Consider the following 12,936-nt stretch of genomic DNA (forward strand, 5'->3'; position numbering starts at 1 on the left):
CGGCCGGCCTGCCGGTCAAGGACGTGTCGGACCTGACCGGCTTTCCGGAAATGATGGACGGCCGGGTCAAGACCCTGCACCCCATCGTCCACGGCGGGCTTCTCGGGGTTCGGGATGCTCCCGAACATGCGCAAGCCATGGCCGATCACGGCATCGGCGGCATCGATATCCTGTACGTGAATCTCTATCCGTTCGAGGCCACCGTGGCCAAGGGCGGCAGCTATGCCGAATGCGTCGAGAACATCGACATCGGCGGCCCGGCCATGATCCGTTCGGCGGCCAAGAACCACGGCTATGTCGCCGTCTGTACGGATCCGGCCGATCTGGCCGAGGTGCTGGACGCCCTAAAGGCCGGCGGCACCACCCTGGCCCTGCGCCAGACCCTGGCGGCCCGCGCCTATGCCCGCACGGCGGCCTATGACGCGGCGATCTCGGCCTGGTTCTCGGCCGCGCTGGGCCAGGACTTCCCGGCCCGCAAGAGCATCGCCGGCGAACTGCGCCAGACCATGCGCTATGGCGAGAACCCGCACCAGAAGGCGGCCTTCTACACCTTCCCGAGCCCGCGTCCGGGCGTGGCCACCGCCACCCAGCTGCAGGGCAAGGAACTCAGCTACAACAACATCAACGACACCGACGCGGCCTTCGAGCTGATCGCCGAGTTCGACCCCGCCGACGGTCCGGCCGTGGCGATCATCAAGCACGCCAATCCCTGCGGCGTGGCGGTCGGCACCAGCCAGCGCGAAGCCTATGAGCGGGCCCTGGCCTGCGATCCGACCTCGGCCTTCGGCGGCATCGTCGCCGTCAACAGCCGCCTGACCCGCGAGGCGGCCCTGGCCATGGTCGAGATCTTCACCGAGGTGGTGATCGCCCCCGAGGCCGATGACGACGCCATCGAAGTGTTCGCGGCCAAAAAGAACCTGCGCCTGCTGGTCACCGGCGGCCTGCCCGACGCCCTGTCGACCGGCGACACGTTCAAAAGCGTGGCCGGCGGCTTCCTGGTTCAATCGCGCGATGACGCGCGGATCAAGGCGTCGGACCTGAAGATCGTCACTGACCGCCAGCCGACCGATGAAGAAGTCCGCGACATGCTGTTTGCCTTCACCGTGGGCAAGCACGTCAAGTCCAACGCCATCGTCTATGCCCGCGCGGGCCAGACCCTGGGGGTCGGGGCCGGCCAGATGAACCGCAAGGACTCGGCCCGGATCGCGGCGCTGCGCGCTGCCGACTTCGGGCTGGATCTGAAGGGCTGCGCCTGTGCGTCAGAAGCCTTCTTCCCGTTTGCCGACGGCCTGATCCAGGCGGCGGAGGCCGGAGCGACGGCAATCATCCAGCCGGGCGGCTCGATGCGCGACGGCGAGGTCATCGAGGCCGCCAACAAGCTTGGCCTTACAATGGCCTTCACCGGTGTGCGAGTGTTCCGCCACTAGAAGACGCGCGCCTTAGTCTGGACCAACCCCCTCCGCTCTTCCCGGCGAAAGCCGGGATCCAGATCGAACCCATGAGATATGGCGGCTTATGGCTCTGTCCAAAGTCGCGCATCGCCAGACGCTCGGTCTGAATCTGGGCCCCGGCTTTCGCCGGGGAGAGCGGAGATACAAGAGTCAGGGAACCAAAGCCGATGGACAGCGCCACCTGGGGCGAAAAGGTCGCTTCCGCCTCGAAGGTCTTCAAGCCTTCAGGGCCCGGTCCCTTCCCGGTGGCGCTGATCCTGCACGGCTGCGGCGGCAAGACGCCGTTTCTCGAAACCTATGCCCAGGTGGCGGTCCAGGCCGGCTATGCGGCCGTGGTCGTCGACTCGCTGAAGCCGCGTGGCATGTCGACCCTGGACGCCAAGCTGTTCGTCTGCACCGGGGTGGCCCTGCAGGGCCTCAAGCGGTCGGCCGATCTCTTTGCGATGCTGGCCTGGCTGGAGGGGCAGGCCTGGGCCGACACCTCGCGGGTCTTCCTGGCCGGCTGGAGCCATGGCGGCTGGACGATCATGGACGGCTATGCGGTCGGCTCGGGCGCGGCCCGGGCCACCGGCCTGGCCGACGCCGATCCGGCCCGCCTGCGCGCCAGCGTCCGGGGCGTTCTGCTGGTCTATCCCTATGCGGGATACCCGTCCCTGACCTCGAGCCGGGGCTGGAGCGGGCCGGTGCCCCGGGTCTGGTCCGTGCTGGCCGGCAAGGACCAGGTGGTCGGCTGGAAACACCCCAAAAAGGCGCTGGACCGTCTGTCCGGCGACGGCCTGGCGGTGGACACCGTCTTCCTGCCCGATGCGACCCACGCCTATGACGACGACCGGGCCAATGACCCGCGGGCGAAGTACCGGCCCGACCTGTTCGGCCAGACCCGGGACTATTTCGCCAAGGCGCTGACCGAAGCCCTGAGGGGTTAGGCCGCCACGGCCTCGTCACGATCCCGACGGAGCGGGGTCGGGCCGCGATAGAGCCGCCGCCACAGCCACTCCAGCGGGCCCATGGTGAAGCGGTCCATCCACCATTTCGACCACAGGATCTGGACGATCCAGACCGCGACCACGATCAGGGCAAGGCCCGGACGGTCGACCTCGCCATGCAGGCCCGGGCCACGGCCGCCATAGAAGATCGCGGTCATGATCAGCGACTGGGTCAGATAGTTGGTGAAGGCCATCTGCCCGACCGGGGCCAGAACCCGGGGGATCGCGCTCCACAGGCCCGTCGCGCGGGCGGCGAACACCATCAGGCTGACATAGGCCAGGGTGGTCAGGGGCGCGGTCGCCATCTGGAAGGCTTCTGTCGCCTGCAGCCAGTCCCGCGAGAGACCATTGACCACTACGCCGGTCAGGAACGCGCCCGTCCCGGCCAGGGCCAGGAGTCCGACGACCGTCAGCACGACATAGGTGCGCGTGGAGGCCTGGCCCGTGAACACACCGGTCTTGAAGCAGCCCAGTCCGATCAGCATCAGGCTGAAACTGAAGAAAAAGATGATGAGCTCGTTGGGCAGCAGTTCCAGCCGGTCCTTCGCGTTCTGGATCAGGGACTGAAGGAAGGTTCCCGAATACTGGACCTCGGCCAGGGCGGCCTTGGCCTTGAAAGCCGCCATTTCGGTGGCCCGCGCGGCCGCATCGTCCGGTCCGAGGATCATGAACGCCATGCCCACGGCGATCAGCAGCGAGAACAGCGCCCAGATGCTGATGCCGACGGTAAACAGCCGGCGCGGGGTCCACGAGCGGGCGAACATGAGGGCAAAACCGGCCAGGGCATAGCTCAGCAGGACGTCGCCGTACCAGATCGCAAAGCCGTGCAGCAGGCCGAAGGCCAGCAGCCACATCAGGCGCTTGCGCAGGATGGCACCCTTTTCGGTCTCGGAGCGCTCGCCGCCCACCAGGAAGATCGAGACCCCGAACAGCATCGAAAACAGGCTCACGAACTTGCGCTGGAACAGCCACTGGGTGGCGAACCAGACCGACACCGTGTCGGCACCCGTTCCGTGCGGCCAGTGGCGGACCGACTCGGCAATGCCGGGCGAGGCGGCAAAATCCGGCACGTTACAGATCAGGATGCCGAGGACGCCCAGCCCCCGCAGCGAGTCGAGCAGCGTAATGCGCGCTTTGGTCATGGAGCCCCCCGGCAATGTCCGTTGCCAGAGTGACCCAAAGCGCTGCGGGCGGCAACCGGGGGTTCAGGGACGGCGCTCAGGCACCCGGACGAGGACAGCGGCCCCGGCGATCATGAACAGGGCCGAAACCGCCACAGCGATCCGCTGGTCGCCGATCAGGGTGGTGCCGAAAGCGATGACCAGCGGGGCCATGAAGGCCGTGGCCTTGCCCGACAGGGCATAGAGCCCGAACCACCGCCCGGTCTCGCCGGCCGGGGCCAGTTCGGCCATCCAGGCCCGCAGCGAGGCCTGGGCCGGACCGAAGGTGAGGCCGACGAACAGGCTGAAGCCCAGATAGACCTTCTCGGGCAGGCTGGCGAACAGGGCTCCGCCGGGCACGGCCGGCGGCACCGGGAACAGGAAGAACAGGCTGTCGCGGCCGACGCAGCCGATCCCGGCCGCCCCGAACAGCACCACCGCCACGGCGATCAGCACCGTCGCCTTGCTGCCGATCTTCTGGTCGATGCGGCCACCGATGAAGGTGCCGATCCCCGCCGTCACCGACAGGGCGATGGCGTAGAGGCCCAACTGGGTCGTGGTCCAGCCGAACAGGCCGGCGGCCAGCACGCCACCGAAGGCGATAAAGCTGGAAATGCCGTCGCCCAGCAGCATGCGGCCGATCAGGAACTTCAGCATGTGCGGCTTGGCCGGCAGACCACGAATGGTCTCCCACAGCTCGGCCAGGGGTCGGGTGCCGCTGGCCGGCGGCGGCTTGGGCGCGCTCAGCATCAGCGGCCAGCTGAACAGCAGGAACCACAAGGCCACCATCGGGCCGACGATCCGGTCGGGCTCGTGCAGGGCCTTGGACAGGCCCAGCAGGGGCTCCCTGGGCAGGGAGAAGGCAAACAGTACGATGAACAGCGAGATCAGCGCCCCGACATAGGCCATGGCCCAGGCCGTGCCCGACAGCCGCCCGACCTCGCCCTCGCGAGCGACGATCGGCAGCAGGGCATTCATCACCGACCCGCCCAGCTCGGCCGTCACCCCGGCGACGACCAGACAGGCGAGGACCGGAACGATCATCGCCGTCTGGCCCGGTACCGCCCACCACAGGCCGGCGCTGGCGATCACGAACGGCACCGCCAGCACGACCAGCCAGGTGCGGGGATTGCGCTGCGCGTCGACGGCGGCACCGACCAGCGGGCTGAAGATGGCGATGGCGAGGCCCGAGATCGCCCCGGCATAGCCCAGCAGGCTCTGGCCCCGGGCGGCATCGCCGACAAAGCCCGCCGCGAAATAGGGCGTGAAGATAAAGGTCGCGATCAGGGCCCAATAGGGCTGCTGGGCCCATTCATAGGCGGCCCAGGCCACGCGTCGCCGATCACCCTGGTCCATGAACTCTCCCCCGGTACCCGAGCCTTAAATCACGGGACCGGGGGAAAGGCAGGCAAAATCAGACAGCGTTGGCCAGCTCGCGCAACGCCGCATTGGCGATGGTGAGCTTGGCAAAGCTCCAGCCCCCGCCGGCCTGTTCGATATCCTCGACCGTGCGCCGGGCGGCCCGGACGCGATCGGTCCGCAGGGCCGACCACGAGGTCACCGCCGCCTTGGCCGAGATGTCGTCATCCCCGGCCTGGGCATTGGCCGCGAACTTCAGCACTGTCTGGGTGATCGCCGTCTGCTCGCTGAGCAGGTCCTCGATCAGACGCCGGACGGCCAGCCGCTCGAAGGCATCGCCGCCGACGAAGGCCCCGGCCGCGCCGCGCAGTCGGTCGAACCCGAAGGCCGCCCCGGTCTGGTGATAGAGCCGGGCGACATTCTTCACGGTCCAGCTGGAGGCATTGGCCAGGTCGACCAGATCGGCCGCCGTGGTCAGGGGCTGCAGGCTGGCCACCGCCAGGGCCAGGGCCTCGGGCGCGCCTTCGGCCACATAGGCCTTGACCCGCTTGGCCACGGCCTTCTGCTCGTAGGTCGACAGGACGGCAGGCGTCAGGGTGCGCAGCTCGGCCACCGAGGGTCCGTAGTTGTCGACCAGGGCCTTGACCGAGGCCTTGTCACGCTGGGCCCGGCGGGCCAGCCAGAAGGTCAGGCTGCGCAGGGCATAGGCCAGGGCCTTGTAGAGCGCGGTCTGGCCCGAGGCCGAGGCCTGGTTGTCGAGGGCCGAGACCTGGTCCCACAGGGCATCGATGCCGAGGATCTGGCGCGCGGCGGTGAAGCCGGTGACCAGGGCATCGACATCACAGCCGGCGGCGGCCTTCAGGCGCGAGGCGAAGGTCGGGCCGCACATGTTGACCATCTGGTTGCAGACCACCGTGGCGATGATCTCGCGCTTCAGGCGGTGCTTCTGCATCTGGTCGGCATAGCGGTCCATCGCCGGCGGGAAGTAGCCGCGCAGGGTGGCCTCGAACCAGGGATCATCGGGCGCGTCGGAGGCGACGATGTCGTCAAACAGGTCGATCTTGCCATAGGCCAGCAGGACCGCCAGTTCCGGCCGGGTCAGGCCCCGGCCCGAGGCTCCGCGCTCGAGCAGTACGGTATTGCCCGGCAGCCCCTCGACCTTGCGGTCGAGACGGCCGCGGTTTTCAAGGTCGGCCATATAGCGGGCGTGGCTGTCGACTTCCGAGACCGCATCGCTTTCCAGCAGGGTGAGGGCCAGGGTCTGGTCGAAGTTGTCGGCCAGGACGTGGCTGGCCACATCGTCGGTCATGGTCGGCAACAGCTGGTTGCGCGACTCCCGGGTCAGCTGGCCGGACCGCTCCAGCAGACCGGTGAGGATCTTGATATTGACCTCGTGGTCGGAGCTGTCGACGCCGGCCGAATTGTCGATGGCGTCGGTATTGATGTGACCGCCGACTGACGCGAACTCGATACGGCCGGCCTGGGTGAGACCAAGGTTTGCCCCCTCGCCGACCACCTTGACCCGCAGGTCCGCACCGTTGACGCGGATGGCGTCATTGGCCTTGTCACCGGCGTCGGCCTGGCTCTCGCCCCGCGCCTTCACATAGGTGCCGATGCCGCCCAGATAGAGCAGCTCGGCCCGGGCCGACAGGATGGCCGTCATCAGCTCGGCCGGAGAGACCGCCTCGGCCTTGAGGTCGAGCATGGCGCGGACCTCGGGGGTCAGCGGGATGCTCTTGAGGCTGCGGGCGAAGATGCCGCCGCCGGCCGAGATCTTGCTGCGGTCGTAGTCGTCCCACGAGGAACGCGGCAGCTTGAACATCCGGTCGCGCTCGGCCCACGAAACGGCAACGTCCGGATCGGGATCGAGGAAGATGTGGCGATGGTCAAAGGCGGCCAGCAGCTTGGTCTGCTTGGACAGCAGCATGCCGTTGCCGAACACGTCGCCGCTCATGTCGCCGACGCCGACGACGGTGAAGGGGCGGGTCTGGATGTCCTTGCCTAGTTCGCGGAAGTGGCGCTTGACCGCTTCCCAGGCCCCGCGGGCGGTAATGCCCATGACCTTGTGATCGTAGCCGACCGAACCGCCCGAGGCGAAGGCATCGCCCAGCCAGAAGCCGTAGTCCTCGGCCACGCCGTTGGCGATGTCGGAGAAGGTCGCCGTGCCCTTGTCGGCCGCAACGACCAGATAGGGATCCTCGCCGTCATGCACGACCACCGAAGGCGGCGGCACGACCTTGTTGTCGGCGTCGATATTGTCCGTCAGGTCCAGCAGGCCCGACAGGAAGGTCTTGTAGGCCCGGATTGCCTCGGCCTGGATCGCATCGCGATCCCCGCCGCGCGGCAGCTGCTTGGGATAGAAGCCGCCCTTGCTGCCGACCGGCACGATCACCGCGTTCTTGACCTGCTGGGCCTTCACCAGGCCGAGGACCTCGGTGCGGAAGTCATCGCGACGGTCGCTCCAGCGCAGGCCGCCGCGGGCCACGGGACCGAAGCGCAGGTGGACGCCCTCGACATGCGGGGCCGAGATGAAGATCTCGCGATAGGGCTTGGGAGCCGGCAGGTCTTCCAGCTCGCGGGAGGCGATCTTGAAGCTGATATAGGGCTTGGGCTCACCATCCAGACCCGGCTGGTAGAAGTTGGTCCGCTGGATGGCCCCGACCAGGGCGGCGATGCGGCGCAGGACGCGGTCGGCGTCGAGGCTTTCAACGGCCTGGAGGGCCTCGTCGATCCGCGCCTGGACGGCCCTGGCCTGCTCCTGTCGGGTCTTGAGATCGGCGGCGACCGCCGGATGGAACTTGGTCTGGAAGAGATCCAGGATCAGGCGGGCCACGGCCGGGTGGTCGGCGAGGGCCTGTTCCTGCACGCCCTGGCTGGGGTCGAGGCCCGACTGCTGGCGATAGCGGGCCAGGGCCCGGATCAGGGCCGCCTCGCGCCAGCCGACCCCCAGTTCGAGCACCAGGCGGTTGAAGCCGTCGCTCTCGGTCCGCCCCGTCCAGATGGCGACGAAGGCGGCCTCGAAGGCGGATTTGACGTCGGCAAAGGCCAGGTTCTCGCCCTGGTCGTCGCGCAGCATGAATTCGTGCACCCAGACCGGCGCGCGTTCGCCGCTCTCTGCCGTCGGCGAGACCTTGTGACCGTCCTCGATCAGGGCCTTCAGGCCCATATGTTCCAGGATCGGCAGCACGTCGGCCAAGGGCGCCGCGGCACCCGGACGATAGAGCTTGAAGCGGAAGGTCACCGCGCTGTCGTCAGGGCGACGGAAGGCCCGCACCCGGACGGCCTCGTCTGCGGCGAGGGTGTCGATCACCGCCAGATCGGCCAGGGCTTCGGCGGCGTCGTACTGGTCGCGATAGCCGGGCGGGAAGGCACCGGCATAGCGGCCCAGAATCCCGGCCACGGTGCCCGGCGCGGCACTGTCGCGGATCGCGGCCTCGAACCGGTCCTCCCAGGTGCGCGCCGTTTCGGCGATGGCGGCCTCGACGGCGGCGAGATCCGGCTCGCGATGGTCGCCCGGCGTGACCCCGATGATGAAGTGTACCCGCGCCAGCGGCGCGTCGGTGAAGCTGGGATAGTAGGCCGAGACCCGCCCGCCGAAGGCGTCGGACAGCAGCTGGCCGGCCCGCTCGCGGACGCCGGAATCATAGCGCTCGCGCGGAATGAACATCAGGGCCGAGATGAAGCGGTCGAACGGGTCGCGGCGGGTGAACAGCTTGACGCGCGGGCGGTCATAGAGGTGCAGCACGCCCAGGGCCATGGCCAGCAGCACGTCCTCGTCCGTCTGGAACAGCTCGTCGCGCGGCCAGGTTTCCAGGATGTTGCGCAGCCGCTTGCCGTTGTGGCTGTCGGGATCCTTGCCGGCGCTGTCGAGAACATGGGCCACCTTGCGGCGGATCAGCGGCACGTCGTGGGCCGGTGTTTCGTAGGCCTCGGCGGTGAACAGGCCCACAAAACGGACCTCGCCCGACGGCTTGCCGTCGGCTCCGTACCGGCGCACGCCGACATAGTCCATGTAGCCGCGGCGGTGCACGCGCGAGCGCAGGTTGGACTTGGCCACCACGATCGGCTCGCCGATCTCGATATGGGTGCGGACGGCGCGCGACAGGATCGCGGGCTCGCTGCTGCGGCGAAGCACCGTACGGCTCTGGTCGCGCAGGACGCCCAGGCTGCCTTCCGGCTGGTACAGGGGCTCCTCGGCCGCATAGCCGCCGTCGGCGGTGCGCGGATATTCATAGACCCGGGCGCCCAGGAACACGAAGTGATCGGCGGCCAGCCATTCGAGGAAGTCCATGTCCTCGGCCCGCTCCTCGGCGGGAATGTCGACCTGGGTGTCGCGCAGGTCGGCGACCGTGCGGCGCATCAGGCCTCGCATGGCTTCGAAGTCCTGCACGGCCAGGCGCACATCGGTAAGGGCCTCGGTCACGGCCGCCATCAGCGCCGCCTCCCGGTCCTCGCCGACCGGGGCGAGGTAGATCTGGATCATCGACCGGCGCTGGCCGTCGGCCACCACCACCGGGTGGAACAGGGCCCGCACCGAGAAGCCGGCCTCGGCCACGGCCCCCATGATGCTGTCGACCAGGAAGGGCCGGTCGGGCTGGACGATTTCGAGAATGTCGCTGGAGAGGTCGGTGCCGTCCGGCTTGCGGGCCCGGCGCAGGCGCAGGGCGGGATCGGACAGGTCGGAGGCCTCGACCCCGTAGCGCCAGAAATCGGCCAGGGCGTGGGCGGTGTCGGCGGCATCGACTCCCGGCAGCTCGTCGGCCGACCAGTCATCCTGGGCCTGAACGACGAAGGCGGCCGCCTCTGCGGGCAGGGCATCGACCGACTGGCCGAGCGCCTCGGCGAAGGCTTTCGCCAGCGGTCCGTCCAGAGCGCCTGATGCCTTGAGGTCAATTTTTGCACCGACCATGGGATTTCCTCGCTATTTTTTGGCGATAACCTAGCCTTTTCGGGCCGGGATTCAACCTATCTATGAGAGTCCTGAAAAGGATCTTGCTGTTTTTCAGAAAGGCTGTGGGCAGCCGGGAAACGGAAGCGCCGCCGGTGGGGGAACCGGCGGCGCAGGCCCGCCAGGGGGGACGGCGGGCATCTTCCGCTTCGGACGCGCCTCGGAAAGCAGGCTGCGTCGCGCGGGGTTCGGTTGGGGGGTGCCGAACAAACCAGAGATAGGATCCGCTTTCACGATTTTAAGTCCCCCTACTCGACTTTCCGTCGGGGCGCGGACTTTCGCGCCGGCTTCGGCGCGGCAGGCTCCGCAACAGGGTCCTGATCAGCGGCTGCGGCCGATCCCTCCGGCACGGCCCCCTGAGGATCGCCGTCTTCGGACAGCAGGATGGCGATCCAGCGTGAGCCGTCGAACTGGGCCAGAATGACCATGCAGGCGACGGTCAGCGGCGTGGACAGGAACATGCCCGGCACGCCCCAGAGCGCGCCCCAGACCGCCAGGGACAGCAGCACCACGGTGGGGTCCATGTTCAGGCTGTCGCCCTGCATGCGGGGGAGCACGATGTTGCCGACCACGAAATAGATCGCCTGCAGGGATACAAACAGCACCAGGGCCGGCATGAAGCTGTCGGGGAACTGCACGATGGCGAACAGCGGCGGCAGGAAGCAGCCGATGGCTCCGCCCAGGATCGGGATGTAGCTGGCCAGGAAAATCAGGAAGGCCCAGAAAAAGGCGTTGTCGAGGCCCAGCAAGGCCATCACCATCCAGGCCCCGACCGCGATCATCAGGCCGGTGACCGTCTGGATCCAGAGATACTGCTCGACCCCGTCACGGATGCGGTGAAACAGCACCATGGCCCCGTCGCGCTCGGCGCGCTGCGGAAACAGCGCCACGATCTTGCGCGTGAAGCCCCGGCGCGAGGCGATGATGAAGCCGAGATAGATCAGGACCAGCACGGCGCTGGCCGCAAAGTTCTGCAGGCTCTGGGCCGCGGCCCCGACATAGCGGGAGGGGTTCAGCTGGGTGATCAGCTCACCGAGGGTCGGGGCGACATGAATACCGACCGCATGGGCGATCCGGGCGATCACGTCATTGAGGCGCGGGGCATAGTCCTTCAGCTGGTTGACGAAGCCGGCGCTGTTTTCCGCCACAACCCAGACCGACAGGCCAAAGAGCACGATCGACAGCACCACAGCCGTCGGCAGGGCGACGCGCTGCGGCAGCTTTGGGATGCGGGCCATCATCACCCGGGCGAAGCTGTCGATCATCACCGCCAGAAAGGCCGCCAGGGCCAGGGGCGTGAGGATGTCGCGCATCCAGAAGAGCGCCGCCCCTCCGGCAATCACCGCCAGGAACACAACGGCGTTGCGGGTGGCAGACGGCGACGTAACGGTCATTCAGGCGCTCCGGGAAGTTGCATCGACTTTGCCCTCGCCGATTGGCGCGACGCAAGGGTACGGCTAGGCTTAGCGCCTCTGTTTGAAGGATGTTGCAGATGACGTTGTCGATTGGTGAAGGCGAACTGCTGATCGGACTGGGCGAAGGCCCCGTGACCCAGAGGCTGGACCGCTCCAATCGCCACGGCGTCGTTGCCGGGGCGACCGGTACGGGCAAGACCGTAACCCTGCAGATCATGGCCCAGGCCTTTTCCGACGCCGGCGTTCCGGTGTTCGCCGCCGACGTGAAGGGCGACCTTTCCGGCATCGCCATGCCGGGCAACCCGAACGAGAAGATGCAGGCCCGGGCCGCCTCGATGGACCTGACCCTGACGCCGGCGGCCCCGCCGACCATCTTCTGGGACCTGTTCGGCCTCAAGGGACACCCCATCCGGACCACCATCTCGGAGATGGGGCCCCTGCTGCTGTCACGCCTGCTGGAGCTGAACGACGTCCAGGAAGGCGTGCTGACCATCGTCTTCCACGTCGCCGACAAGGACGGGCTGCTGCTGCTCGACCTCAAGGACCTGCAGGCGGCGCTGAAATATGTCGCCGACCATGCCTCGGAGATCGGGACCCTGTACGGCAACGTCTCGGCGGCGACGGTAGGGTCGATCCAGCGCAAGCTGCTGACCCTACAGACCCAGGGGGCGGAAAACTTCTTCGGCGAGCCGGCCCTGAAACTGGCCGACATCATGCGCACCGACGTCGCGGGTCGCGGCTATGTCAACCTGCTGGCCGCCGACCGGCTGATCCAGTCGCCCAAGCTCTATTCGACCTTCCTGCTGTGGCTGCTGTCGGAGCTGTTCGAGGAACTGCCCGAGATCGGCGATCCGGAAAAGCCTCGCCTCGTCTTCTTCTTCGACGAGGCGCACCTGCTGTTCAACGACGCCCCCAAGCCCCTGGTGGAGAAGGTCGAGCAAGTCGTCCGACTGATCCGCTCCAAGGGCGTCGGCATCTATTTCGTCACCCAGAATCCGGCTGACATCCCCGATGCCGTGCTGGGCCAGCTGGGCGCGCGCGTGCAGCATGCCCTGCGCGCCTACACCCCCGCTGACCAGAAGGGCCTGAAGGCCGCCGCCCAGTCGTTCCGGGTCAATCCGGGCTTTGATACCGCCGAAACCATCCAGGCGCTCGGCGTGGGTGAGGCCCTGGTTTCGACCCTGGACGCCAAGGGCGCGCCCTGCGTGGTGCAGAAGACCCTGATCCGTCCGCCGGTCTCGCGGCTCGGTCCGCTGACGCCGGAAGAGCGCACCGCCCTGATCGCCAAGAGCCCGGTCGCGGGTCTCTATGACACCGCCCAGGATCGGGATTCGGCCTACGAGATCCTTCAGGGTCGTGCCCAGCAGGCCCAGCGTGAGTCAGACGCGGAAAAGGCCGAGGCCGAGGCCGAAAAGGCGCGGGCCGCCGAAGACAGGATCCGGGAGCGCGAAGAGGCGCGCGAGGCCCGCGAAAGCCGCGCCGCACCGCGCGCCCGTGCGTCCAGCCGCCAGGGCATGGCCGAGACCTTCGCCAAGTCGCTGCTGCGCACGGTCGCCAGCCAGGCGGGCCGCGAGATCATGCGCGGCCTGATGGGCGGCCTGAAGCGGCGGCGCTAAG

Annotated in this window: 7 protein-coding genes; 3 read left to right on the plus strand and 4 right to left on the minus strand. The window is 67.9% G+C overall.

Features of this window, described 5'->3' with window-relative positions; translation table 11 throughout:
* Together purH and DBR10_RS06815 are read left to right on the plus strand one after the other, a co-directional pair.
* Positions 1 to 1,427: bifunctional phosphoribosylaminoimidazolecarboxamide formyltransferase/IMP cyclohydrolase (purH, locus tag DBR10_RS06810; RefSeq protein ID WP_108556223.1), on the plus strand; the 1,427-nt coding region annotated here is incomplete at its 5' end.
* Between the two features lie 191 nt (positions 1,428 to 1,618).
* A complete protein-coding gene (locus tag DBR10_RS06815; RefSeq protein ID WP_108504025.1) occupies positions 1,619 to 2,377 on the plus strand; it encodes a dienelactone hydrolase family protein in 759 nt (252 codons plus the stop codon).
* Here DBR10_RS06815 and DBR10_RS06820 read toward each other — a convergent pair.
* From DBR10_RS06820 to DBR10_RS06835, 4 genes are all read right to left on the minus strand, one after another.
* Positions 2,374 to 3,579: a DUF418 domain-containing protein gene (locus DBR10_RS06820; RefSeq protein ID WP_108490180.1), complete on the minus strand. Its 1,206-nt coding sequence runs from the start codon at positions 3,577 to 3,579 to the stop codon at positions 2,374 to 2,376. The genes DBR10_RS06815 and DBR10_RS06820 overlap by 4 nt on opposite strands.
* Positions 3,580 to 3,642: 63 nt before the next feature.
* Positions 3,643 to 4,953 (minus strand): MFS transporter, encoded by a 1,311-nt coding sequence (locus tag DBR10_RS06825; protein WP_108505500.1) that lies wholly within the window; start codon positions 4,951 to 4,953, stop codon positions 3,643 to 3,645.
* Between the two features lie 58 nt (positions 4,954 to 5,011).
* A complete protein-coding gene (locus DBR10_RS06830) occupies positions 5,012 to 9,865 on the minus strand; it encodes an NAD-glutamate dehydrogenase (RefSeq protein WP_108556224.1) in 4,854 nt (1,617 codons plus the stop codon).
* Positions 9,866 to 10,152: 287 nt separating this feature from the next.
* Entirely contained in the window at positions 10,153 to 11,298 is a 1,146-nt protein-coding gene (locus DBR10_RS06835; RefSeq protein ID WP_108505962.1) for an AI-2E family transporter, read from the minus strand.
* Positions 11,299 to 11,396: 98 nt separating this feature from the next.
* Here DBR10_RS06835 and DBR10_RS06840 point away from each other — a divergent pair, with 98 nt between their 5' ends.
* Complete coding sequence (locus tag DBR10_RS06840) at positions 11,397 to 12,935, plus strand: helicase HerA-like domain-containing protein (protein ID WP_108505961.1); 1,539 nt, start codon at positions 11,397 to 11,399, stop codon at positions 12,933 to 12,935.
* The last annotated feature ends 1 nt before the right edge of the window (position 12,936 follow it).

Source organism: Caulobacter sp. HMWF025, assembly GCF_003060965.1.
GTDB lineage: Bacteria > Pseudomonadota > Alphaproteobacteria > Caulobacterales > Caulobacteraceae > Caulobacter.